This window comes from Streptomyces sp. NPDC059008, from assembly GCF_042749045.1.
Classification (GTDB): Bacteria; Actinomycetota; Actinomycetes; order Streptomycetales; family Streptomycetaceae; genus Streptomyces.
The window spans coordinates 330,274-354,430 of sequence record NZ_JBHYJC010000002.1; the positions used below are offsets into that span (position 1 = coordinate 330,274).

General features: G+C 72.9%; 19 protein-coding genes and 1 riboswitch. Of the genes, 11 read left to right on the forward strand and 8 right to left on the reverse strand.

Translation table 11 applies throughout. The annotated features are described in order from the left end of the window. The first annotated feature begins 59 nt into the window (after positions 1 to 59). Positions 60 to 1,739 carry a succinic semialdehyde dehydrogenase gene (locus tag ACFWZH_RS04380; RefSeq protein WP_384425173.1) on the forward strand — a complete coding sequence of 560 codons (1,680 nt, stop codon included), beginning with the start codon at positions 60 to 62 and terminating at the stop codon, positions 1,737 to 1,739. A 50-nt stretch (positions 1,740 to 1,789) separates the two neighbouring features. Further along, positions 1,790 to 3,607 (forward strand): GMC oxidoreductase, encoded by a 1,818-nt coding sequence (locus ACFWZH_RS04385; RefSeq protein ID WP_384425174.1) that lies wholly within the window; start codon positions 1,790 to 1,792, stop codon positions 3,605 to 3,607. 72 nt (positions 3,608 to 3,679) lie between these two features. On the opposite strand, the gene ACFWZH_RS04390 is transcribed toward ACFWZH_RS04385, so the two are convergent. Next, a complete protein-coding gene (locus tag ACFWZH_RS04390; RefSeq protein ID WP_384425176.1) occupies positions 3,680 to 4,750 on the reverse strand; it encodes an LAETG motif-containing sortase-dependent surface protein in 1,071 nt (356 codons plus the stop codon). Between the two features lie 987 nt (positions 4,751 to 5,737). Next, a complete protein-coding gene (locus ACFWZH_RS04395) occupies positions 5,738 to 6,043 on the reverse strand; it encodes a chorismate mutase (RefSeq protein ID WP_384425179.1) in 306 nt (101 codons plus the stop codon). Between the two features lie 251 nt (positions 6,044 to 6,294). Between ACFWZH_RS04395 and guaA the strand changes: the two genes are divergently transcribed. Next, positions 6,295 to 7,881 (forward strand): glutamine-hydrolyzing GMP synthase, encoded by a 1,587-nt coding sequence (guaA, locus tag ACFWZH_RS04400; RefSeq protein ID WP_384425182.1) that lies wholly within the window; start codon positions 6,295 to 6,297, stop codon positions 7,879 to 7,881. 111 nt (positions 7,882 to 7,992) lie between these two features. On the opposite strand, the gene ACFWZH_RS04405 is transcribed toward guaA, so the two are convergent. Then, positions 7,993 to 8,466, reverse strand: a complete 474-nt coding sequence (locus ACFWZH_RS04405; protein WP_384425185.1) for an SRPBCC family protein — start codon at positions 8,464 to 8,466, stop codon at positions 7,993 to 7,995. A 168-nt stretch (positions 8,467 to 8,634) separates the two neighbouring features. On the opposite strand from ACFWZH_RS04405, the gene ACFWZH_RS04410 reads away from it, so the two are divergent. After that, positions 8,635 to 9,420, forward strand: coding sequence for a class II aldolase/adducin family protein (locus ACFWZH_RS04410; protein ID WP_384425187.1), 786 nt, complete (start codon positions 8,635 to 8,637; stop codon positions 9,418 to 9,420). A 78-nt stretch (positions 9,421 to 9,498) separates the two neighbouring features. On the opposite strand, the gene ACFWZH_RS04415 is transcribed toward ACFWZH_RS04410, so the two are convergent. Continuing rightward, positions 9,499 to 10,257, reverse strand: coding sequence for a hypothetical protein (locus tag ACFWZH_RS04415; protein ID WP_384425189.1), 759 nt, complete (start codon positions 10,255 to 10,257; stop codon positions 9,499 to 9,501). A gap of 947 nt (positions 10,258 to 11,204) precedes the next feature. Here ACFWZH_RS04415 and ACFWZH_RS04420 point away from each other — a divergent pair. Both ACFWZH_RS04420 and ACFWZH_RS04425 read left to right on the forward strand, forming a co-directional pair. Beyond that, positions 11,205 to 12,533, forward strand: a complete 1,329-nt coding sequence (locus ACFWZH_RS04420; protein ID WP_384425192.1) for a hypothetical protein — start codon at positions 11,205 to 11,207, stop codon at positions 12,531 to 12,533. Between the two features lie 294 nt (positions 12,534 to 12,827). Next, on the forward strand, positions 12,828 to 13,373 hold the full coding sequence (locus ACFWZH_RS04425; RefSeq protein WP_384425195.1) for a TQO small subunit DoxD: 546 nt from the start codon (positions 12,828 to 12,830) through the stop codon (positions 13,371 to 13,373). Positions 13,374 to 13,404: 31 nt separating this feature from the next. Here ACFWZH_RS04425 and ACFWZH_RS04430 read toward each other — a convergent pair whose 3' ends face one another. Together ACFWZH_RS04430 and ACFWZH_RS04435 are read right to left on the reverse strand one after the other, a co-directional pair. Then, positions 13,405 to 13,626 (reverse strand): hypothetical protein, encoded by a 222-nt coding sequence (locus ACFWZH_RS04430; RefSeq protein WP_384425197.1) that lies wholly within the window; start codon positions 13,624 to 13,626, stop codon positions 13,405 to 13,407. Further along, positions 13,626 to 15,116: a PspC domain-containing protein gene (locus ACFWZH_RS04435; protein WP_384425200.1), complete on the reverse strand. Its 1,491-nt coding sequence runs from the start codon at positions 15,114 to 15,116 to the stop codon at positions 13,626 to 13,628. The genes ACFWZH_RS04430 and ACFWZH_RS04435 overlap by 1 nt, the downstream gene beginning before the upstream one ends. A 331-nt stretch (positions 15,117 to 15,447) precedes the next feature. Here ACFWZH_RS04435 and ACFWZH_RS04440 point away from each other — a divergent pair, with 331 nt between their 5' ends. The 4 genes from ACFWZH_RS04440 to ACFWZH_RS04455 all read left to right on the forward strand — a co-directional run bounded on the left by ACFWZH_RS04440 (position 15,448) and on the right by ACFWZH_RS04455 (position 20,721). After that, on the forward strand, positions 15,448 to 17,136 hold the full coding sequence (locus tag ACFWZH_RS04440; protein WP_384425203.1) for a serine/threonine-protein kinase: 1,689 nt from the start codon (positions 15,448 to 15,450) through the stop codon (positions 17,134 to 17,136). Between the two features lie 121 nt (positions 17,137 to 17,257). Next, entirely contained in the window at positions 17,258 to 18,556 is a 1,299-nt protein-coding gene (locus ACFWZH_RS04445; protein WP_384425205.1) for a PspC domain-containing protein, read from the forward strand. A gap of 89 nt (positions 18,557 to 18,645) precedes the next feature. Next, positions 18,646 to 19,359, forward strand: a complete 714-nt coding sequence (locus tag ACFWZH_RS04450; RefSeq protein ID WP_384425207.1) for a LuxR C-terminal-related transcriptional regulator — start codon at positions 18,646 to 18,648, stop codon at positions 19,357 to 19,359. A gap of 237 nt (positions 19,360 to 19,596) precedes the next feature. Further along, positions 19,597 to 20,721: an alpha/beta hydrolase gene (locus ACFWZH_RS04455; protein WP_384425210.1), complete on the forward strand. Its 1,125-nt coding sequence runs from the start codon at positions 19,597 to 19,599 to the stop codon at positions 20,719 to 20,721. A 55-nt stretch (positions 20,722 to 20,776) separates the two neighbouring features. Here ACFWZH_RS04455 and ACFWZH_RS04460 read toward each other — a convergent pair whose 3' ends face one another. Beyond that, on the reverse strand, positions 20,777 to 21,913 hold the full coding sequence (locus tag ACFWZH_RS04460; protein ID WP_384425212.1) for an NlpC/P60 family protein: 1,137 nt from the start codon (positions 21,911 to 21,913) through the stop codon (positions 20,777 to 20,779). A gap of 324 nt (positions 21,914 to 22,237) precedes the next feature. Here ACFWZH_RS04460 and ACFWZH_RS04465 point away from each other — a divergent pair, with 324 nt between their 5' ends. Continuing rightward, positions 22,238 to 22,591 (forward strand): hypothetical protein, encoded by a 354-nt coding sequence (locus tag ACFWZH_RS04465; RefSeq protein ID WP_384425214.1) that lies wholly within the window; start codon positions 22,238 to 22,240, stop codon positions 22,589 to 22,591. 164 nt (positions 22,592 to 22,755) lie between these two features. Here ACFWZH_RS04465 and ACFWZH_RS04470 read toward each other — a convergent pair whose 3' ends face one another. Beyond that, the gene (locus tag ACFWZH_RS04470; RefSeq protein ID WP_384425217.1) at positions 22,756 to 23,928 is read right to left on the reverse strand and encodes an NlpC/P60 family protein; all 1,173 of its coding nucleotides are present in this window, start codon (positions 23,926 to 23,928) and stop codon (positions 22,756 to 22,758) included. 7 nt (positions 23,929 to 23,935) lie between these two features. Next, positions 23,936 to 24,118: riboswitch (cyclic di-AMP (ydaO/yuaA leader) on the reverse strand. Positions 24,119 to 24,157: the final 39 nt, after the last annotated feature.

Here is a 24,157-nt window from a genome sequence, read left to right on the forward strand (position 1 = left end):
CGTGAAAACCTATTACTGCCGGGTACACAAAGCGTCCGGGGAGGAATACGCTCGCCCGCATGACGGACTCGCAGGACACCGGAACATCCCCTTCCCTCGGCTCCGCTCGGGCGGGAGGGACCCCCCTCTCCACCGCCGAAGCGCCCACCGCCGGGGAGGGCAACCCCGTCGCGCCGGCTCCGGCCGGCGTCCGCACCGCCGCGGACGTGGTCACCCCCGAGGTCGCCGCCCGGCTCACCCGCGCCGTGGTCGGCAGCGGGCGCACGGCCAACCACACCCCGTTCACCGGCGAGAAGCTGGCCGACCTGCCGGAGTCCACCCCCGAGGACGTCGCCACCGCCTTCGAGCGCGCCCGCGCCGCCCAGGAGCGCTGGGCCAAGGTCCCCCTCAAGCAGCGCGCCGCGGTCCTGCTGCGCTTCCACGACCTGGTGCTGCGCCGCCAGGCCGAGGTGCTCGACCTGATCCAGCTGGAGACCGGCAAGGCGCGGCTGCACGCCCACGAGGAGGTGCAGGCGGTCGCGGTCGCCGCCCGCCACTACGGCCGAAAGGGCCCCGCCTACCTCAGGCCCAAGGGCCACACCGGTGTCGTACCGACCCTCACCAAGGTCACCGAACTCCGCCAGCCCCGCGGCGTCGTCGGGCAGATAGCCCCCTGGAACTACCCCTTCGAACTCTCCGTCGGCGACGCCCTGCCGGCCTTCGTCGCGGGCAACGCCGTGGTGATGAAGCCCGACACGGAGACCGCGCTGACCGCGCTGTGGGCCCGTGAGCAGCTCATCGAGGCAGGGCTGCCGGAGGACGTCTGGCAGGTCGTGATCGGCGAGGGCCCGGTGGTCGGCCCCGCCGTCGTCGAGCACGCCGACTACGTCTCGTTCACCGGCTCGACCCGGACCGGCCGCGAGGTCGCCCAGGGCGCCGCCGCCCGCCTGGTCGGCGTCTCCCTCGAACTCGGCGGCAAGAACGCCATGCTGGTGCTGAAGGACGCCGATGTGGACAAGGCCGCCGCCGGCGCCGTCCGCGGCTGCTTCTCCTCCGCCGGCCAGCTGTGCATCTCCATCGAGCGTCTGTACGTCCACGAGTCCATCGCCGACGACTTCCTGCAGCGCTTCGCCGCCCGCACCAAGGCGATGCGGCTGGGCAACTCCCTGGCGTACGGCGCCGACATGGGCTCGCTGGTCGGCGAGCGCCAGCTGGAGACCGTCACCCGCCATGTCGAGGAGGCCGTCGCCAAGGGCGCCGTGCTGGTCGCCGGAGGCCGCCCCCGCCCCGACATCGGCCCGCTCTTCTACGAGCCGACCATCCTCGACGGCGTCCAGGCCCCGATGGCCGTCTGCGGCGAGGAGACCTTCGGCCCGGTCGTCTCCGTCTACCGCTTCAGCGACGAGGACGAGGCGGTGGCGCTGGCCAACGCCACGCCGTACGGCCTCAACTCCAGCGTCTGGTCCAAGGACGGCGGGCGCGGCCGCGCGGTCGCCGCCCGGCTGCGCACCGGGACGGTCAACGTCAACGAGTCCTACGCCGCCGGCTACGGCAGCGTCCAGTCCCCGATGGGCGGCATGGGCGACTCCGGTCTGGGCCGGCGCCACGGGTCCGAGGGCATCCTCAAGTACACCGAGGCCCAGACCGTCGCCCACCAGAGGCTGATGCCGCTGGCGCCGTCCTTCGGGATGACCGACGAGAAGTACGCCCGGTTCATGACCCGCAGCCTGCGCGCGATGAAGGCGCTGCGCCTGAGGTGAACGGCCCGCGGTAGCCCAGCCACTCGCCAACAGATCAGCAGGGAGAGCCAGTGCCCCAGGAGAACTCTGCCCAAGACCGCAACGAGGCGTCCGACGGCTACGACTACGACGTGCTCGTCGTCGGCTCCGGCTTCGGCGGTTCGGTCTCGGCCCTGCGGCTGACCGAGAAGGGCTACCGGGTCGGCGTCCTGGAGGCCGGCCGCCGCTTCACCCGCGAGACGCTCCCGAAGAACTCCTGGGACCTGAAGAAGTACCTGTGGGCCCCGGCGCTCGGCCTGTACGGCATCCAGCGCATCCACCTCCTGGGCAAGGTGATGGTCCTGGCGGGCGCCGGGGTCGGCGGCGGTTCGCTCAACTACGCCAACACCCTCTACGTCCCGCCGAAGGCGTTCTTCGACGACCCCCAGTGGCAGGGCATCACCGACTGGCAGGCGGAGCTGAAGCCGTACTACGACCAGGCCCAGCGGATGCTGGGCGTGCGGCTCAACCCGACGATGACGCCGTCCGACGTCCACCTGAAGGCGACCGCGCAGGCGATGGGCGTCGGCGACTCCTTCCACATGGCGCCCGTCGGGGTGTTCTTCGGGGACGGCCGGGACGCGACGGGGGAGGCGAGGGCCGAGCCCGGCGCGGAGGTCGCCGACCCCTACTTCGGCGGCGCCGGGCCCTCCCGCAGGGCGTGCACCGAGTGCGGCGAGTGCATGACGGGCTGCCGGCACGGCGCGAAGAACACCCTCAACGAGAACTACCTCTACCTCGCCGAGCGAGCCGGGGCCGTCATCCACCCGATGACCTCGGTCGTCGCCGTCACCGAGGACTCCCGCGGCGGCTTCGCGGTCAAGACGCTGCCGACGGACAACAAGAAGAAGGGCACGGCGAGGACGTTCACGGCGCGCCGGGTCGTCCTGGCGGCCGGCACCTACGGCACGCAGACCCTGCTGCACCGCATGAAGGACAGCGGGCTGCTGCCGTACCTCTCCGGCCGGCTCGGCGCGCTCACCCGCACCAACTCCGAGGCGCTGGTGGGCGCGCAGACCGACGACCGCCGCTACCGGCGGCGGCACGGCGCGGCGAAGGCCGACTTCACCAGGGGCGTGGCGATCACCTCGTCGATCCACCCCGACGACAACACCCACATCGAGCCGGTCCGCTACGGCAAGGGCTCCAACTCGATGGGGGGACTGACGATCCTCCAGGTCCCCTACCGGCCCGCCGGGCGGGTCGCGGGCTGGCTGGGCAACATGGCCCGCCACCCCGTCCTCGCGCTGCGCTCGCTGTCCAACCGCCGCTGGTCGGAGCGGACCATCATCGGCCTGGTGATGCAGTCCCTGGACAACTCCCTGACGACGTACCGGAAGCCGAAGGGCCTCGGCAAGGGCCTGCTCACCGCGCGCCAGGGGCACGGCGCCCCGAACCCGAACCAGATACCCGAGGCCACCCGGGCCGCGACGCTGCTGGCCGAGGAGATCAACGGCTTCGCGGGCTCCAACGTCGGGGAGCTGATGGGCACCCCGCTCACCGCGCACTTCCTCGGCGGCTGCCCGATCGGCGACTCGGCGGACTCCGGCGTCATCGACCCCTACCACCGCCTCTACGGCCATCCGGGCATCTCGGTCGTCGACGGCGCGGCGGTCTCCGCCAACCTGGGCGTCAATCCGTCCCTGACCATCACCGCGCAGGCCGAACGCGCGATGTCCCTGTGGCCCAACAAGGGCGAGGCGGACCCGCGCCCCGCGCAGGGCCGCGCCTACCAGCGGCTGGCCCCCGTCGAGCCGGTGCGCCCCGCCGTCCCCGCCAAGGCCTTCGGCGCGCTGGACCTGCCGTTCCTGGCCGCGCCCGCGGTGCCGCCGAAGAAGTCCCCGGCGTAGGTGGCGCCGCCGACGACGAGGGGCCGCACCCGATCGCCGGGTGCGGCCCCTCGCGTCCGCTACCGCCGCTGCTTACGCGGCCGCGGCGCCGGAGGTCTTACGACGGCGGACGGCGAAGACCGCGCCCGCGCCGACGGCCATGGCGACCCCGCCGACCAGGGCGATGGTCGGCAGGGCGGAGGAGGAGCCGGTCTCGGCGAGCTTGCCGGTGACCGGGAGGTCCTTCAGGTCGCCCTGCGGGGCGGGCTTGTTGCCCTCGTGCTTGCCCGGCTTGCTCTTGGCCGGCGGCACGCTGCCCGGCTTGCTGCCCGCGACCAGGACGTCGAAGTCGTACTGCGAGACGTCCGAGAAGCCGCAGACGTCGTCCTCGTTGTGGTACGCGCCGATGGTGAACGCGAAGCCGTAGCTGCCCGGGGTCTTGGCGTCGACCTTCAGACGCAGCTTGGCGTCGGCGTACTCACCGGGCTTGAGGCCCTCGACGGAGGCGAAGTAGCCGTCCTCGTCGGTGATGGACTCCCAGGTGCGGGAGTCCTCGTCGTACCACTGCACGGTCAGCAGCTTGGAGACGTCGTCGATGGTGTCGGTGCTGATGGCACCCAGCGCGACATACGCGTCGACCGACTTCATCGCCTTGTCGGAGGTGTTGGTGGCCCGGAAGGTGAAGTTCTTCCAGCCCGAGCCGGCCACGACCTTGCTGGGCAGGCCGCGCAGCTCGGTGCTGATCGCGGTCTCCTCCGACTGCTTGGCGCAGGTCGGGTCCTCGTCGGGGTCCTCGGTCGGCTTGGCGGTGGGCTTGGCCGAGGTGGACGGCTCGGGGGAGCCGGTGGGCTTGGTGTCGCCGCTCGGGCTGGCCGGGGCGGTCGGCTCGACGTCGTCGCCGGTGCCGGTCTCCGTACCGGACTCGGTGCCGTCGCCGGTCGTGGTGTCCTCGCTCGGCGCGGTCTCCTCGCCGGCGGCCGGGGTCTCCGGCTGCGCGGTGGGGGCGTCGGGCTGGTCCGAGCCGGGGGTGCCCGGGGTCGGCTCGGCGCTCACGCTGGTCTCGGTGTCGGCACCGGTCGCGAACGCGGCGGGGGCCGCCATCAGGGCGGCGGGGGCTATGACAGCCGTCGTGGCGGCGGCCGTCAGGGCACGGCGAAGCTTCATCGAGAAGACCTCTCGGGGTCCAAAGTGCCCTCGATGGGCACAAGTTGGTGGCGGGCCGTCGCGGTGGGGCGCGGGATGGCCGTGCGATTGCACGTACATGACCGGTCATGGCCAAAAAAGGTTGTTCGCTTGAACGAGATTGCCGCCGTGACGCCGATCACATGCCTCACAGGGGCCTCACAGGAAACACACAGCCGCCGCATGGGCCGGCCCGGCGGCACTCGCGCGCCCTGCCCGTGCCCCGCATAGCGAAGGGCCCCGGATACCGTCCGCGAGGGGGGTGCGGACGGCCACGGGGCCCTTGGCTTTCGGTGCCGGCGTCAGGGCAGCGCCGGCACCGACGGGCGGCGCTGGGGGGGGGTAGCGCCGCTGGCTCATAAGTGGTGCTTGATGGTGCGCGTCCCCGGTGGTCGGACCATTGGCGGTGCACAGGTCCGTCCTTACCGGGAGCGGTAGGTCGTTCGTCAAGCATCGTCCTGGATACGCCTCACCTGGCGCAACCGTTTCGACCGGATGCGGTCGGTCCCGGGCGTCCCCAGGACCGACCACCCCATCGGATGTGACCGGGCTGCTGTCCCCTGCTGACCGGCCACGGCTCCGGAACGAGGTCCCACGACGCGGACCGCGGCAAGCGGCCGGTGTCTCATCGTTCCGGTCTTCCGCCCGTGGGGCGGCGTCTACGCGTAGTCCTGCAGGCCGCGCCTGGCTGACGTGGCACCGGGAACAACGAAGCCCCGCGGCGGCCGGTCACGCGCCGTACGGGTGAGTCGGCAACCGAACTCAGATCCGGCAGCTGCGCCGGGCGCGCGCTCCCTTGCCCTGCGCCCCGCCCATACTCCACTCGCCCGCCTAAACCCACCGAACACCGATTAAAACCGGCCACCTGGACCGACGGCGTGAACCGGCCACGGGGTCGACGGCGTGAACCGGCCACCGGGCTGACGGCGAAGGCCGCCCGGAGCGGGCGCGCCCCCGGCCCGGCACACCTCAGATCTGGCCCCGGGACAGCTCCAGCAGGGTCATCGCCAGTGCCGTGCCCGGCTTGCCGAGCTGGTCGCGGTAGTGGGCGAGGATCTCCATCTCGCGCGCGAGGTTCACCCGCCGCCCGCCGGAGGTGATCCGCTCGCGCTGGATGACGGCCGAGACAGCCATGCGCTCCTGCACGAGTCCGATGATCCGGCCGTCGAGGTCGTCGATCCGGCGCCGGGCGTCGGTGATGATCCCGTCCGCCTCGGGGGTGCGCGCACCGGTGTCGGGGGCGGCGGGGGCGGTGGCGGCGGTCTGGGGGCTCATGTCCGTGTCTCCTGGGGTGAGAGGCCCCGGGGCCGACAACCGGTCCGGACAGACGCAGGCGCCCCGGACCTTGTCGGCCCGGGGCGCCTGGGAAGTTTGCTCGTCAGTGGATCAAGCAGCACGACCATGGCAGCCGGACGGGCCGGTGCCATAGGTAAAGACGAAGGTCAGCTGCTTGGACATGGCGCTCAGTATGAGCCCGTTAGAATCGAAAGTCCAACCCCGCTCCACACCGCCGGAAGGCCGCCGAAGTGCCCACAGCGCCCCCTGCCGCTGCCCCGGACGTCGTCCTCGTAGTCGACTTCGGCGCACAGTACGCCCAGCTCATCGCCCGCCGTGTCCGTGAGGCCCGGGTCTACAGCGAGATCGTGCCGTCCACCATGCCGGTGGCCGAGATGCTCGCCAAGAACCCGAAGGCGATCATCCTCTCCGGCGGCCCGTCCTCGGTCTACGCCGAAGACGCTCCCTCCCTCGACCGTGCGCTCTTCGAGGCCGGCGTGCCGGTCTTCGGTATGTGCTACGGCTTCCAGCTCATGGCCACCACCCTCGGCGGCACCGTCGACAACACCGGCGCCCGTGAGTACGGCCGTACCCCGCTGACCGTCTCGCGCACCGGCTCCACCCTCTTCGAGGGCACCCCCGCCGAGCAGTCGGTGTGGATGTCGCACGGCGATGCCTGCTCCGCCGCGCCCGAGGGCTTCACGGTCACCGCGTCCACGGACGTGGTGCCGGTCGCCGCCTTCGAGAACGACGAGAAGCGGCTCTACGGCGTCCAGTACCACCCCGAGGTCATGCACTCCACGCACGGCCAGCAGGTCCTGGAGCACTTCCTCTACCGCGGCGCGGGCATCGAGCCGAACTGGACCACCCACAGCGTGGTCGAGGAGCAGGTCGCCGCGATCCGCGCACAGGTCGGCACCAAGCGCGCGATCTGCGGGCTGTCCGGCGGCGTGGACTCCGCGGTCGCCGCCGCCCTCGTCCAGAAGGCCATCGGCGACCAGCTGACCTGCGTCTACGTCGACCACGGCCTGATGCGCAAGGGCGAGTCCGAGCAGGTCGAGAAGGACTTCGTGGCCGCCACCGGCGTCCAGCTGAAGGTCGTCGAGGCCGAGGAGCGCTTCTTGAACGCGCTGGCCGGGGTCAGCGACCCCGAGCAGAAGCGGAAGATCATCGGCCGGGAGTTCATCCGGGTCTTCGAGCAGGCCCAGGCCGAGCTGGTCGCCGAGGCCGGTGCCGAGGGCGAGGAAGTCGCCTTCCTGGTCCAGGGCACGCTCTACCCGGACATCGTCGAGTCCGGCGGCGGCACGGGCACCGCCAACATCAAGTCGCACCACAACGTCGGCGGGCTCCCCGACGACATCGAGTTCGAGCTCGTCGAGCCGCTGCGCAAGCTGTTCAAGGACGAGGTCCGGATGGTCGGCACCGAGCTCGGCCTGCCCGAGGAGATCGTCCACCGCCAGCCGTTCCCCGGCCCCGGCCTGGGCATCCGCATCGTCGGCGAGGTCACCAGGGACCGCCTGGACCTGCTGCGCGAGGCCGACGCCATCGCCCGCGAGGAGCTGACCGCGGCCGGCCTGGACCGCGAGATCTGGCAGTGCCCGGTGGTCCTGCTCGCCGACGTCCGCTCCGTCGGCGTCCAGGGCGACGGTCGCACGTACGGCCACCCGATCGTGCTGCGCCCGGTCTCCTCCGAGGACGCCATGACCGCGGACTGGACGCGGATGCCCTACGAGGTCCTGGCCCGCATCTCCACCCGCATCACCAACGAGGTCGCGGACGTCAACCGCGTGGTGCTGGACGTGACCAGCAAGCCGCCGGGCACCATCGAGTGGGAGTGACCTCCCCGCCGACCTCGCGGTGATCCACCGCTGATCTCCCGCCGAGGCCGCTGACCACGCCGTCGCTCGTTCGTCGAGCGGCGGCGTCGTCGTTTCCGGGGGGCCGTCGGCTCAGTCCCGTACGGCCGCCGCCAGCCGCTCCAGTGTCCTGGCCATCGCCGGGCCCATCCGCCGGGGGTAGCCGGGCAGCTCGATGACGAGGCGGGGCAGACGGGCGCGGGACCAGTCGTAGGTGTGGGTGACCCGGGTGGCGGCCCCGGACGCGGTGTCCTCCGGCGGCGTCAGCTCGTAGCGCCAGCGCTGCCCGCCGACCAGCCGGCGGCCGCGGAACTCGCCCCAGGTCTCCCAGGCGATCAGCCGGTCCTGGTCGTACTCCACCACCGCGTTCACCGACCGGTACGCGATCCGCCCCTGCGCCATCCCCATGCTGAACCGGTCGCCGGGACCCAGCGGCGAGGGGCCCTGGGGCCGGCCGCGCAGCATGCCCGAGCCGTCCAGCTCGGCATGGCGTGCCGGGTCCCTGAGGACGGCGAAGATCTGCTGCGGTGTGGCGTGGATGTCCTGGCTGACCGATATCGCCCTCATGGCGCGCCTCTCTGGTGCCGTTCCCGGTGCTCGATGCTGCGGTACGTGCTGCCCTCATGATGCCGCCGGCCGCCAACCGGGCCTGCCGCGGCCCTGGTTACCTGCGGTACCGGAGGGTAGCTTCCGCATCGCGCACCAAGAGCCGTACGTGCCAGGAGGAGAACCGCGATGCCCGAGCCCACCCCCATACCCACCGACCAGCTGCACTTCGCCATGCCGCCGACGCACGGGACCGTCGAGGCCGAACGGCGCCACCGCAAGGAGCGCCTCGTGGCGGCGCTGCGGCTCTTCGGGCGCTTCGGATTCGAAGAGGGCGTCGCGGGCCACATCACCGCGCGCGACCCGGAGTTCACCGACTGCTTCTGGGTCAACCCGTTCGGGATGTCGTTCAAGCTCATCACGGTCGGCGACCTGATCCTGGTGAACGCGGAGGGCAAGGTCGTCGAGGGCCGCCACCACGTCAACCAGGCCGCGTTCGCGATCCATTCACAGGTCCATCAGGCCCGTCCCGACGTCGTCGCCGCGGCCCACAGCCACTCCACGTACGGCAGGGCGCTGTCCGCGCTCGGCGAGCTGCTGGAGCCGATCACCCAGGACGTCTGCGCCTTCTACGAGGACCATGCGCTCTTCGACGACTACACCGGCGTGGTGGTCGACGAGGAGGAGGGCCGTCGGATCGCGGCCGCCCTCGGGCCGCACAAGGCCGTGATCCTGCGCAACCACGGGCTGCTGACGGTCGGCGACTCGGTGGACGCGGCGGCGTGGTGGTTCATCACGATGGAGCGCTCGTGCCAGGTCCAGCTGACCGCGAAGGCCGCCGGCAAGCCGGTCCCGATCGAGCACCACAACGCCGTCCACACCCGCGAGCAGCTGGGCAACGACCTGGTGGCCTGGATCAACTACCAGCCGCTCTACCAGCAGATCGTGCGCAGCGAACCGGATCTGTTCGACTGAACGGGGTCTCCGGGGGCCCGGCCTGTTCCGCGGGGCGCGGGTCGGTGCCCCGCGGAACGGCTGGGAGAGGGGGAGCGGTCACAGACGGGGGAAGAGGTCCAGGAACGGGTCGGCGCTCGCGGAGATGCCCCGGCTGAACGGCGCGTCGAAGTCCCAGACGAGGAACAGCAGGAAGGCGATCAGCGCGCTGAAGAGCGCCGCCATCAGCAACTCCCGTCCCGAGCGCCGGATCTGCAGGGTGAACATCACCCCGATGGAGATGGCGCCGCCGATCACCAGGCCGAACCACACCACCCCCGGCAGCGTGGAGTCGGCCGCGTCCGCGCGGGCGGAGCGCGCCCCGTCGGCCACCGCGACCTGGTCGACGAGCGGCTGGTAGGACTGCCCTTCGAAGTCGTTGGCCGGGTGGTAGTCGGAGACATCGGCCCGCACCTTCGTCAGCAGCTCGGTGCCGCGCCTGGTCAGCTGCCCCTGGTCGGACATCACCGGCCACTCCTTGTGCACGACATGGGAGACATAGGCGTCGACGTCCGAGCGGATCCGGTCCCGCACCGGCGCGGGGTAGGCCCGGGCCCGCGCGCTGACCTCGTGCAGGGCCTGCGCCTCGGCCCGTACGGTGTCCTCGGCCGCGCTCCTGGCCTCCCAGACGCCGGCGATGGCCAGGCCCAGCACGATCGCGTACACCACCCCCACCATCATCGTCAGGTACTCGATCACATCGGGTGTCTCGGTCGGATCGTCGTCCTCGGCGATCCGGCGCTGCTTGAGGACGGTGATGATCAGTACGACACCGCAGACCGCGGCCATGGCGATGCCCAGCACCAGCCATTGGGACATGGGGACCTCCTACGAGGAACGGCGTCCGGCGGAACCGGACGAGGAGCTCGAACGGGGACGGAGGGCAGCGCCGGCCAGTACGGCCGGGGCGGTGACCAGCAGGGTCGTGGTCACGATGGAGCGCCCCTCGCGGGGTGGGCGGGACGCTCGCGCATAGCTGCGGGGCAGCGCGGGCGCGGACGGCACCGGACCGCGCAGGAGCTTGGGCGCGGGCGGCGGTGGAGCGGGGCGGGCGCGGGGCGGGGGCGGTGGTGGTGGCGGCGACGGTGTCGGTGTCGGCCGCGGTGGTGGCGCGGGCGGCGGTGGCGCCGGTCTGGGGGAGCGCTGACGGGGTGGGGGCGTGCGTGGGGGCGTGGGTGTGGGCGTGGGTTTCGGTGGGTGGGTCGCCTTGGTGCACGGGAAGTGCCAGCCGTGCGGCATGGGAAAACCGGTCGGTACGTCCACGGGTGGCGCGGTCCCGGCGAAGGCGCAGTTGTCGCCGGTGGGCCGCCGGGGCTGCCGGTCATGGGCGGTCGCCGGTGGTGCGGCCGCGAAGAGCGCGGTGAGCCCGGTCAGGAGGAGGAACGAGAGGACGGCGAGGAAGGCGGAGCACACGACGAGGGGAGAGGCGGCCGAAAGGCCGGGCCTGCGGCGGGCGGTGCCGCCGAGTCGGCCTCGTCCGCGGCGCCGTCCGGCGCGGCGGTGCTGTCCCTGGTGCGGTCCCTGAGATCCGTGTATTTGGCACACGGCGAGAGCTTGCGCAGGGCGCGGGCGGCTCAGCCGTCGCCGTGCCCCGGTTCGCCCGAACGGGGGAAGCACCGGGTTTGTGCGGTCGGCAGGCGGTCAGGTGTACGGATGCGCCGCCGCGCGTCAACGCGCCGATGCGCCCCGACCCCCGCCGCCAGCTGGACGTTTGGTGTCCACCCCGGTCGTATGAGGCACAATTCCCCTTCACATGCGGCAAGTTGATGGCGAGCGGTGGCGGGGCGGTAGCGGACGTGTCGGTTGAGACGGCGGGCAGGACGGCCGGAGCGGGCGGGCCGGAGGGTGGCGCGGAGCGCGCCGACGGTGGTGAGTGCCGCTGCGGGCGGTGCCCGCACGGCGCCCGTGCGGGGCACCAGCGGGCGGTCGCCGCGTTCGTCGCGCTGCGCGAGGACTTCGCCGCCGGGCGCGGCGTGCCGTCGGGGCTCGCCCGCTCGGCCGGTGCGGCCCGGCAGTGGGTGTCCGACGAACTGACCCTCTCCGCACGGGAGTTGGCCAGGCGCGGCGCTGCCGAGGGGGTCAGCTGGCTGGCCGCCGTACGGTGGCGGACCCTGCTGGCGGTCTGGAGCGCGGTGGTGGCCCTGCTGCTCGGGCAGGCGCTGACCGCGATCGGCGGCAGCTGGACGGCGGGCCGTACGGCGGGGCTGGTCGCGGCGGTCGTCCTGGCGCTGGGGCTGACGCTGGCGGCTCTGCGGCACGGTGCGCACGGCGGGGCGCTGGCACCGCTGATCGGCGAGGACGGCCGGCTGTCGACCTCGCGGACGGTGGCCGCGGGCTGGGCGGGCGTGGTGCTGTACGCCGTGCTGATGGCGGCCGTACGCCTGGCCGCCGCGGCCCCGGACGAGCGGCGCCGCCTGCTCCAGGGCCTGGCGCTGGACCGCTGCGGCGCGCTGCTGGCGGCGCTCGCCCTCGGGTGCGGGGTGGCCGTGCTGGCCTACGGGGTGGTCGCCGCGCGGGTGCGGTCGGGGCGGCTGCAGAAGGTCCCCGCGGAGCGACCGCGCGCCGGTGATCTGCTGACCGACGACGCGGGGCGGGGCAGCTTCCTGGACGTGCAGTACGTGCTGGTCAACGCGGTGGTGGCGGTGCTGGCCCTGGTGCGGCTGGCCGACCGGCCCGGGCAACTGCCGCGGCTGCCCTGGGCCCTTGTGCTCCTGGTGGCCCTCTCCGGGGTGACGTATCTCATGGGGAAGCTGGTGGCGGGCGGCCGTCCGGTGATCCTCTCCGTCGTCCGCTCCCGTGAGCTCGGCGACCTCGCGGCGCCCGTCCGTACCGGCGACGACATCGAGATCCGCGGCGCCGGCTTCGTCCCTCCGGGCGCCACGACGCCCGACCGGCTCGCCCGCACCGTCGTGCGGATCGGCGGGGTCCATGTGCCGGTCCCGCTGGTGCCGGTGCCGGGCGGTTTCGCCAACCCGACGGACGGGGTGCTGACGGTTCCGGTACCGGTCGACGTGGAACCGGGCCGGGTGCAGGTCCGGGTGATCACGGCGGCGGGAGTGGAGTCGAACGGCTTTCCGCTCGAGGTCCTGGACTGAGGGGCGGGATGGGCGGGGCGGGATCGGCTGTGGGCTGTGGGCTGTGGGCTGTGGGCTGTGAGTCGTCGGTGGTTCGGCGGTTAGCTGTTGGTCGTTGGTCATCCGTCATCGTTGGTCGTCGTGCGGATGCCATGTGGGGCCGTGTGGGGGCCGTGCGTGGCGATTCTGTGTGCTTCCGTCGCCCGAAGTGCATCGGTTGGTTGAACCTCTTGCGCTCATCCGTACGTATCTCCCCGTGAGGCGCGGGCGCGGGCACAATCGTCTGCTCCCGGTGGCAACGGAGAGGCGGACGTCATGGTGCATGCACATCGCACGGTCGGTGCCGACTTGGCAGGAGCGGGTGTCGAAGGGGTCGGCGCCGGGCTGCGCGCGCGGCTGGCGCGTCATGCGCTGCTGCCGCTGCGCGTCTTCCTGGGCGCCACCTTCCTCTACGCGGGGTTGGACAAGCTCATGGACCCGGCGTTCCTGGCGGCCGGGGGCGAGGGGTCGCTCGGCGCGCTGCTGGACCAGGTCCACGACGCGGCGGCGCTGCCGCAGCTGGTCGAGCTCGCGCAGAAGAGCCCCGTGGGCTTCGGCTACGCCATCGCGGCCGGTGAACTGGCGGTGGGCCTGGGCACGCTCGCGGGACTGCTGGGGCGGCTGGCGGCGTTCGGCGGCGCGCTGATCTCCTTGACCCTCTGGCTCACCGTGAGCTGGTCGACCACGCCGTACTACTACGGCAGCGACCTCGCCTATCTGATGGCCTGGCTCCCCCTCCTGCTGTCCGGCACCCCGAGGTTCTCCCTGGACGCGGCGTGGGAGAACCGCCGCAAGCGGCACGGGGCGCAGTTGTTCGGCTAGGCGTGCCCGATGGTTCGGGGGCGGACACCCCCTAGGGCACCTCCGCTCCGTCGGCGGGGCCGGTGCGGCGGCGGGCCGTCGCCCAGAGGGCGGCGGTGATGCCGGCGAGGAGCAGGCCCGCGGGGAGGGCGAGGAAGAGCCAGGGACCGGGGGCGTGCCATATGCCGAGGGCGTCGAGGCCGTAGGCGGTGCCGAGGGTGAGGGCCGTGAGGCCGGAGATCAAGCGGCCCGGTTCGAAGGGGTGGCGCATCATCAGGGGGCTCCCTGGCGGGTGGGTGCGGTCGGCTCGTCGGGGGCGGTCGGTGCGGTCGGTGCGGTCGGTGCGGTCGGCCGGGTGGGGGCCGGGGCGGGGCGTTCGACGGCGACCTGGCCGGCCCCGAGGTCGAGATCGAGGTCGAGGGTGCCGCGCGGCTTCTCGCCCTTCTTGAGGCCCTCGGCGGGCAGGGTGATGGTCCGCTCCTCGCCGCCCGCGGAGAGGTCCACGTCATGGGGCGATTCGCCGGGCAGCTGGATGTCGCCGAGGCCGAGCGAGAGGTGCAGACGGGTCGTGACGCCCTGCGGCAGCGTCACCTGGAGCCGGCCGGCGCCCACTTCCGCGCTGGTGTGGACCGTACGGCCGTCCTTGAGGGGCAGCTCCGACAGGTCCAGCCGGCCCTCACCGGAGCCGACTTCGTAATGCGGGCGGACGGAGGCGAGGGTGGTAGGGGTCCAGGTGCGGCGCTGCCAGTCGGCGGTGATGTTGTCGGGCAGCGCCCTCGCGCCCGCCAGCAGCACAGCCGTCACGACCACCAGGAACACCGTGCCGCCGCCCGTGCGGCCGAGCCAGGCGCTGAGGGCGAGCCCCAGGCCGAAGACGACCAGTGCGGCGGCCAGTCCCGCCTGGAGGGACGGTGCGAGGGTCTCGTGCCGGGAGACCGAGAGGGCGGTGACGGCCCCTGCGCCCAGTGCGAGAAGGAACGTCCAGCCGCCGATCGGGCGGCCGTTGCGGCGCGCCCCGCGCGGGGAGCCGACGGGGTGGGCGCCGTGCGGCGGCACGGCCGGGACGCGCGGGCGGCCCGCATCCGACCAGGCGCCCTGCCGGTGCGGCGCGGTGGGCGCGGCGGCGCCGTGCTCACTTCGGTAGCTGATGTCGACGGGGAGGGGGGTGTGCTCGGGGCCCCACAGATAGCCCTGGCCGGCCGTGTCCTTGGCGTGCGGGGCGCGCCACCACGAGGGGCTGGTCGGCGCGGGGGGCGCGGTGGTCTCCGGCGGGGCGTCGGCGACCGCTTGGGCCGTGGCGGCGTCCATCGACTCCGGGCCCTGGGCCTGCGCCTGGCGGCGCCGTTGGGACCAGTAGGCGGAACCGGCCACCGCCAGCGTCAGCATGATGGCGAAGGACATCATGCTGCCCTTGGCGAGGGTCGTCAGAAACAGCCCGCAGCCGACCAGCGCGAAGAGCAGGGCCGTCAGCGCCGAGCCCTCGACACGGCCGGAGAGCAGTCGGCGGCCCTCGTTCTCCTCCTCGCCGTCGAGGGGGATGAGCAGCCAGGCGAAGCCGTACGCGATCAGCCCGAGGCCGCCGACGGCGAGCACGGCGAGCACGATCCGGAAGATCACCGGGTCGAGGTCCCACTGCCGCCCCAGCCCGCCGCACACGCCGCCGACGACCTTGTGCCGCCGGCTGCGGCGCAGCGGGGCGGCCGGCGGGGTGGGGTCGGCGGGGCCGGAGGGCGCCGGCTCCGCGGCGGGGGCTGCTTCGTTCATGGAGCCATGGTGACAAGATCGCCGCGGCTCCGACATCCGTGGGAACCCTGGCGGATCCCTGAGATCCGCCGCCGGCACCCCCGACATGCCCCAGGGGGGTCCCGAAACCCCTCGCGCGTTCGCATATGCCACGGGCGCCCGGTCCCGGACGGAAGACAGCCGCGGACGCGCGGTGGCCGGAGGGCTGTTCGCCGACGTCGGAGACTATCGTTGCGCCCTGGATACGTACGGGTTTCCGGAGGGGCGTGCGGTGGCGGAGGCGGCGTCGGTGGACGAGGGGCGACTGGTCGCCGGGCGATATCGCCTGGTTGAACGGATAGGCCAAGGCGGTATGGGCACCGTCTGGCGGGCCCGGGACGAAGTCCTCGGGCGCCAGGTCGCGGTCAAGCGTCTGCACGTCTCGCCGCAGTTGGAGCCCGACGAACTGGCGACCCGCCATGAACGCACCACCCGGGAGGCGCAGGCCGCGGCCCGCATCAACCACCCCAACGTGGTGGGGGTGCACGACGTCGTGGACGACGCCGGCTCGCCCTGCATCGTCATGGAGTACGTCCCCTCCACCACGCTGGGCGACGCCATCAAGGAGGCCGCCCGGGACGGGGGTTCGGTCACCCCGCGCGAGGCCGCGCGGATCGGCCGCGGCATGATCGCGGCGCTGCGTGCCGCACACTCCGCCGGTGTGCTGCACCGTGACGTCAAGCCGGGCAACGTGCTGCTCGGTCAGGACGGCCGGGTCGTGCTCACCGACTTCGGCATCGCGGTCGCCACCGGTACCTCGACGCTCACCAAGACCGGCGAGCTGGTCGGCTCCATCGACTACTTGGCGCCCGAGCGGGTCAAGGGCGGCACACCGGGTCCCGCCTCGGACCTGTGGGCGCTGGGGGCGACGCTCTATCAGGCGGTCGAGGGACGGCCCCCGTTCCGGAAGAACACCGCGGTCGAGACGGCGTACGCGATCGCCATGGACCCGTTCGAACCGCCGCGCAACGGCGGCCCGCTGACCCCGCTGATAGAGGCGCTGCTCGCCAAGGAGCCGACGGACCGGCCGACGGCCGAGGTCGTCGAACAGGCGCTGCGGGCGGCCGAGGGCGACGCGGAGACGGCCCTGATGGGCTGGCCGACGCTCGCCCTGGGGACGGTCGGCCGCGACGACGCGGGGCGGGCCGCGACGGACCCGCGGACCGAGGCACCGACACGTCCGGTGCGGCCCACCGGCGGTGCGGCCCCTTCGGACGGCCGAGCCGGGGCCCGTACGGCCGAGGGGCAGGGCGCGGGTGCCGGCGGCGCCGTGACCGGGCCGGTGGCCGTCCCGGACGGCGGCATCGTCGGGCGGTCCGACGACGGCCGTACGGAGTCGCTGTCCGGCGGCGTGAGACCCCGAAAGCGGCGTGGCGCCCGCGTCGTGGCCTGGAGCATCGTGGGCGTACTCGCGGTCGGCGGTGGCGCGAGCACGGCCTGGTACGTGCTGCACCGCGACGACGCCGGCCCGTCCAAGGCGGCGGGCGACAAGGGCGCGCCGGTGCAGCCGAGCGTCCCGGACAACAGCATCGGACCGCCGCCGCCCCTGCCCGACGGCTACCGCAAGGTCACCGAGTCCGCGCTCGGCGTCAGCTTCCCGGTGCCCAGCGACTGGAAGCGGGAGGTCAAGGACGGCGGCCGGCAGATCGTCTACGCCTCCGCGGTCGAGCGCGCCCAGCTCACCCTCAGCGTCCTGGACTTCTCCTCCGCGGATCAGGTGCAGCACTTCAAGGACGTCGAGGTCGCCTTCAAGCAGCAGTACCCCGTGTACTCCCGGCTGCGGATGCAGGACACCGTCTTCCAGGGCGATCCCGCCGCGATCTGGGAGTTCACCTTCGGGGGCCGGGCCCGCACCTTCCGCGGCATCGACCTCGGCTTCGGCCGCGAGGGCGGCAAGGAGTACGCGATCTACGTGTCCGCTCCGGATGCCGACTGGGCGAAGTACGAGAGGGTCTTCTCGGCCGTGAAGGACGGTTTCCGCAGGAGCGACCCGCAGAGCTGACCCGCTGCGGGCCCGCCCCGAGCCGCTCCGATCCGCCCCGACCCGCTCCGTGAAACGTCAGGGACGGGTTCAGGGTCGCCCCTGATGTCGCGGGTCGCCGCGGCGTGTGACGATCGAGCACATGACCACCGCCCCACCCCGCGCCGAGACGGCCTACGCCCCGGCGCCGGACCCCGACGACCCACCCGTGCGCAAGCTCTACCGCAGCGCCGACGGGCGGCTGCTCGGCGGTGTCGCGCGCGGTCTGGCAGGGCATCTCGGGCTGCCGGTCTCCTGGGTGCGGGTCGTGTTCGTGGCCCTGTTCATGGCCGAAGGCATGGGCGCCCTGCTCTACGCCGCGTTCTGGTTCTTCGTCCCGCTGGGCGTCGGCGGTGTGGAGCACCGCACCCACGCCCCGGGCGACGACAGGCGGCGGCTGCTGCGGCACAAGCCCGACAAGGGCCAGGTGTTCGCGCTGATCGCGCTGCTGATCGGCGCCGCCGTCATCGCTTCCAGGTTCCAGCTCGGCCAGGCCAACGGCTATCTGTGGCCGGTGCTGCTGATCGGCGCCGGTGTCGCCCTGGTGTGGCGTCAGGCGGACAACGCCCGCCGCGCCCAGTGGCTGGAGCTCGGCCGCCGCAAGGCCCTGCTGCCGGTGCTGCGCGGCGCGGCCGGGGTGCTGCTGGTCTGCGTCGGGGTGACGGGCATCGTCGTGCTGCAGGGCTCGGTGCGGCATCTGGGCTCGGTGCTGCAGGCGGCGCTCGCCGTCGTCGTCGGCATCGCGCTGCTGGCGGGCCCCTATCTCGTACGGATGATGCAGGAGCTCTCCGAAGAGCGGCTGATGCGTATCCGCGCCCAGGAGCGCGCCGAGGTGGCCGCCCACGTCCATGACTCCGTCCTGCACACCCTCACCCTGATCCAGCGCAACGCCGACGACCCCAGGGAGGTGGCGCGCCTGGCCCGCGCCCAGGAGCGCGAACTGCGCGCCTGGCTCTACAAACCCGAGGGCCGCGGCAAGGAGGAGGACGAGGAGCCGGCCACCCTGGCGGAGGCGGTCCGCAAGGCCGCCGCCGAGGTGGAGGACGACCACGGCGTCCCCATCGAGGTCGTGGTCGTCGGCGACTGCCCGCTGGACGACCAGCTGGGCGCCCAGATGCAGGCCGCACGCGAGGCGATGGTCAATGCCGCCAAGTACGGCGGCGAGGGCGGTGCGGTGCAGGTGTTCGCCGAGGTCGAGGGCCGTACGGTCTTCGTCTCGGTGCGCGACCGCGGCCCCGGCTTCGATCTGGACGCGGTCCCCGCCGACCGCATGGGCGTGCGGGAGTCCATCATCGGCCGGATGGAGCGCAACGGCGGCACGGCCCGGCTGCGCTCCGCCCCCGAGGGCGGCACGGTCGTCGAGCTGGAGATGGAGCGCGCCGCCGCGGAGCGTGAGGGATGACGGGGCCGGGCGAGCCGCGGCCGGTTGCGGCGGCGCCGGCCGGGGCGCGGGATGATGACGGGGCAGACACCAACGGACGGGCGGAAGACATGACCAGCGAGGGCGCACAGCAGGGCGGGACCGGCGGCGAGGCGGCCGAGGGCCGGACCGTACGGGTCGTACTCGTCGACGACCACCGGATGTTCCGTACGGGCGTCCAGGCCGAGATCGGCGAGACCGAGCGCACCGGCGTCGAGGTGGTCGGCGAGGCCGCCGACGTCGACCAGGCGATCACGGTCATCACCGCCACCCGCCCCGAGGTCGTCCTCCTGGACGTCCACCTCCCCGGTGGCGGCGGCGTCGAGGTGCTGCGCCGCTGCGCGGCGATGTCGGCCGACGCCGAGCGCCCGGTCCGCTTCCTCGCGCTCTCCGTCTCCGACGCGGCCGAGGACGTCATCGGCGTCATCCGCGGCGGTGCCCGCGGCTATGTCACCAAGACGATCACGGGCACGGACCTGGTCAACGCGATCTTCCGGGTGGCCGACGGCGACGCGGTCTTCTCCCCGCGGCTGGCCGGCTTCGTGCTGGACGCCTTCGCCTCGACCGACGCCCCGCCCATCGACGAGGACCTGGACCGCCTCACCCAGCGCGAGCGCGAGGTCCTGCGGCTGATCGCCCGCGGCTATGCGTACAAGGAGGTCGGCAAGCAGCTGTTCATCTCGGTGAAGACCGTCGAGTCGCATGTCTCGGCGGTCCTGCGCAAGCTGCAGCTGTCCAACCGCCATGAGCTGACCCGCTGGGCGGCGGCCCGGCGCCTGGTCTGACGCCCTGACCTGCGGCTCGGCCGGTGGCGGGCGTCCGGCCGCCGGCGGCCGCACGGCGCGGGCCCAGGGCGTGCGGGGCGGGGACGGAGGTGTGCGGGAAGCGGTAAAGAAGGACCTAAGCCGGGCAACCAGGACCACACGGATCGCCATCTAAGGGCGCGGAGAGGCTCACTGCCGAAGGCGGGGCCCGAACCACCCCCACGTCCTTCGCATAGTCGTCCTGGAAGCGAGATCCCGATGAGCCTGACGGGCACGCCCTTCTTCCTCACCTCGGTCGCGCTGCTGATCGTCGCCGTCGTGCTGCCGCTCGCCCTGTGGGGCCGAATAGCCGGGCCGGCCCTGGTGCGCGGCGTCGCCCGGCTGCTGATGCTGCTGTTCGCCCAGGTCACGGCCATCACCCTGGTCTTCGTCCTGGTCAACAACGCCAACAACCTCTACGACACCTGGGGCGATCTGCTCGGCACCGACAGTCATGTCGCGGTCGCCAAGGACCTCGGCCCCGACGGCATGGGCGGCAAGCAGATCAAGAACGAGCCCAAGCAGCTCCAGCGCTTCCGCCCGGGCGACGACCCTCGGATGGGGGCGGGCGTGCAGATGACCGACCTCGAGGGCCGCATCTCGGGCGTGCGGGGCGAGGTGTACGTATGGCTGCCGCCGCAGTACCACGACCCCGCCTACAAGAACACCAGGTTCCCGGTGGTCGAGCTGCTGCCCGGCTACCCCGGCTCGTCGAAGGCCTGGTTCGGGTCCCTGCACGTGGCCGAGCAGCTCAGGCCGCTGATGCAGCGCGGCGAGGTCAAGCCGTTCATCCTGGTCGCGCCGCGCACCAACCTCCTCACCGGCGCCGACACCGGCTGCGTCAACGTCCCCGGCAAGGTCAACGCCGACAGCTGGCTGACCGTCGACGTCCGCAAGATGGTCGTCGACAACTTCCGGGTGGGCGACAAGCCGGACTCCTGGGCCCTGGCCGGCTACTCGGCGGGCGCCCACTGCGCCACCAAGCTCGCCCTGGCCCACCCGGACCGCTACCGCGCCGCGATCGCCATGTCCGGCTACAACGACCCGGCCCTCGAACCCGACTCCCTCGCCGGCAAGGACCCCCAGCTGCGGATCGCGTCGAATCCGATCCAGATCCTGAAGTCCGCCAACGCCGCCGGCCGCCCGCCCCGTACGGCGCTGTACGTCTCGGGCGCGGCGGGCGACGGCTACCAGGCGGGCATCGGCCTGCGCCAGCTGGCGAAGCTGCCGACCACGGTGACCGTGCGGCAGATCGCGGCGAATGCGGGCGGCCACACCACGGCGGTCTGGCGCCAGCAGGTGCCGGAGATCTTCCGGTGGCTGGGCACACAGCTGAAGCCCTGACCCCTCCACCGGAGTCCCCGGGCCGGCCCGGCTCCCGCGCGCCGGCCCGGCGGCCCTACGCCGGCCGGGTGGCCCCCGCGAACGGCATCTGGTCGATCGGCGCGATGCGTACCGGCGCCCCCGGATGGGGCGCGTGGATCATCTTGCCGTCGCCGATGTACAGGCCCACATGGCTGATGCCGGTGTAGAAGAACACCAGGTCGCCGGGGGCGAGTTCGGAGCGGTCGATGCGGGGGCCGGAGTTGATCTGGGTGTAGGTGGTGCGCGGGAGCGAGACGCCGCCGGACTCCCAGGCGGCCTGGGTCAGGCCCGAGCAGTCGTAGGCGGAGGGGCCCGTGGCGCCCCAGACGTACGGTTTGCCGAGGGCGGAGTAGGCGAAGGAGACGGCGCGGGCGGCCCGGGAGTTGGGGGCCAGCGCGGCCGCCGAGGCCGCGGCGGCCGCCGAGCCGGCGGGGATCCCGCCGAGCAGGCCGTCGCCACGGCCCGTTCCCCGGTCCGCGCGGGCACCGCCCCGGGAGCCGTCCGCGCCCGCCATCCGGCGCCGCTGCTCCGCGGTCAGCCGGTCCAGCAGCTGCTCGGCGGCGTCCAGCTTGCGGACGATGGTGACCCGGTGCTTCTTCAGCCTGGCCTCGGTGGACACCATCCGCTGCGCGGTGTCCTCGGCCCGCTGCCGGACCTGCCGCACACTGCCGAGCCGGCGCGCGTAACCGGCCACCGCGGCCGCCTGGTGACTGCCCGCGCGCTCCAGCACCGCGGCGCCGTCCAGATAGCGCTGCGGGTCCTCGGAGAGCAGCAGTGAAACGGTCGGGTCCATACCGCCGGCGCGGTACTGGGACGCGGCCACGGCGCCCAGTTCCGCGCGGGCGGTGTTCAGCTTCCCAGTCCGGCGGGCGGCCTCGTCCTGCAGTCTGCTCAGCTCCTCGCGTGCGGTGTCGGCGGCTTCCTTGGCGCCGTTGTAGCTCTGTGTGGCCACCTCTGCCTCCTGGTACAGCGCGTCGACCCGGTCCTTGACCTGGTCGGGGGTGGGGGAGGGGGCCGCCTGGCCGGTGCCGTCGAAGGCGGTGGCGGTGGCGGCACCCGCGAGGGCGAGGGTGGCGGCCGTACGGACGGTGCGCGCACTGCGCGAACCGCCCGTGAGCGCGGCGAGCGGATGCTGCCTGGGCTTGCGGTGCGAGGCCACGGTGGCCGTCACTTCCTTCCCTTCGGGCCGGGGGCCCGGCGGCGGTCGGCAACGGGGGAGCCGACCGCCGCCGCACCTCTCGGCGGGGCGGCCGACGGAACACCGGCGCTCGGTCCGGCGATGGCGGGGTGTCGGCCGCCTGGAGGAGGACGCTAAGCCTGGGCGTCACGGGGGTGAGTCCGGTTGGCTGGCATTGTTCGCTTTCGACCGCGGCCGGTGCGCGGGTGACCGCACCGCCGCCGCCTGCACACCGGGACCGGTCTGCCGTGACCGAAGCGGCGATTGCGGACGCCCTGCCTGAAGGGCCGTGCTATACGACGGCTACGATCCAGCACTATGGACGTAGTAATCAATGTCTTCGTCGGCCTGCACATCATCGGCATCGCCTCCCTGCTGGGCGGTTTCCTGACCCAGATGAAGGCGATGGGCGCGGGCACCGCCCGCTTCGTGCCGGCCATGCTGCACGGCGCGCTGACGATGCTGGTCACCGGCATCGTGCTGGTCGGCCTCAACCAGGCCCAGGACCACTCCGTCAACAACATCAAGATCGGCGTCAAGATGGCCGTACTGGTGGTGATCCTGGCGCTGGTCTACGTCAAGCGGGACGAGGAGAAGGTCTCCGCGCCGCTGTTCGGCGCGGTGGGCGCGCTCACGATCGCCAACATCTTCATCGCGGTGCTCTGGACCTGACGGCGACGCCCCCACTACGGCACACCGCGCGGTCACCGTGCTCCGGAACCGGAGCCGATGGCCGCGCGGTGGCGTGTGGGGGGTGACCGTGGGGGGTGGTCTTGCCGGGCGCCCGGACGGGGCGCCTCGGGGGAGGAGGGGGCCGCGGGGAGGCGGGGCCTGTCTCAGGCCGGGCGGACGCTCCCGTAGATCGGCATGTAGTAGATCGACTCCTCGCGGACGTAGGCGCCCGGCTTGGGAGCGTGGATCATCTTGCCGCCGCCTATGTACATGCCGACGTGGCTGATGTCGTCGTAGAAGAACACCAGGTCACCGGGCTGCAGATCCTTGGTCGCCACCCGCTGGCCGACCTTGACCTGGTCCCAGGTCGTCCGCGGCAGATCGACCCCGGCCGCCTTCCACGCCGCCTGCGTCAGCCCCGAGCAGTCATAGGAGCTGGGCCCGGTGGCGCCCCAGACGTACGGCTTGCCTATCTGGGCGCGGGCGAACGCCAGGGCCTTCTCGGCCTTGGTGGCGTACGAGTCCCCGGTGGAGCCGCCGTCGCTGGTGCCACCGCCGGTCTGCCCGCCGGTGTCGCCGCCGGTCTGTCCGCCCGTCGAGCCGCCGTCCTCCTGCTGCTGCCGCTCGCGCTCCTGCTGCCGGCGCGCCTCCTCCTCGGCCTTGCGCCGGGCCGCCTCTTCCCTCTGGCGCTCCAGCTCGGCGAGCCGCGCCTTCTCCTGGGCGGTGAGCCGCGACAGCAGCTGCCGGGCCTCGGCCAGCTTCTCCTGGACGGACTGCTTGGACTCCTTCAGCGCCGCCTGCGACTTCTGCAGCTTCTCCAGGCTGCTGGTGGCCTCGGCCCGCTGCCGCGCCGCGGCCGCCGCCTGCTCCTGGTAGTCGGTGACCGCCTGCTTCTGCCGGCTGGTCAGCCGCTCCATGAGGTGGCTGCGGTCGACGAACTGCTGCGGGTCCTTGGCGAGCATCAGTTGCGCCGTCGGGTTCATGCCGCCGGTGCGGTACTGCGCCGAGGCGAAGGTGCCCAGTTCGCGCCGGGACTCGTTCATCCGCTGCGCGCGCTTGGCGGCGGCGTCGAGCAGACCGTCGACGGTGGCGCTCTGGTGCTCGGCGCGCTCCTTGGCGGCGTTGTACTTCTGGGTGGCCACCTCGGCCTGGTGGTAGAGGCCGTCGACCTTCTGCTTGACCTCTTCGATGGAGGGCCTGGGCGCCCTGGGGGCGGCGTCGGCGGACTGCGACAGCAGGGTGACCGAGGCGAGCGCGGCGGTGGTGAGCCCGGCCGCGGTACGCCGGCTCCCGGGCGAGATGAGAACGCTGGTGCGCGGCTTGCGATGGGACGCCAAGGCCGGCAACTCCTTCCGTGACCGCCTACCGGGTTAGCTGTCGGGTTCGGGCGGTGTCGCTGACGGAAGGCTTGCCCTACGGTCCGTGCGGTCGCCGACGGCGGCCGCTGGATCGATTCACCCCGGTGGTGCTGGTGGGTCCCCGGCTCCGGGTGCCTGCTGGCAGGGCCGGACTCGGCGCGGCGGCCCGTGCGGAAGCTGTCGACCGCTGGGAGGCGGGCTGCCTGAG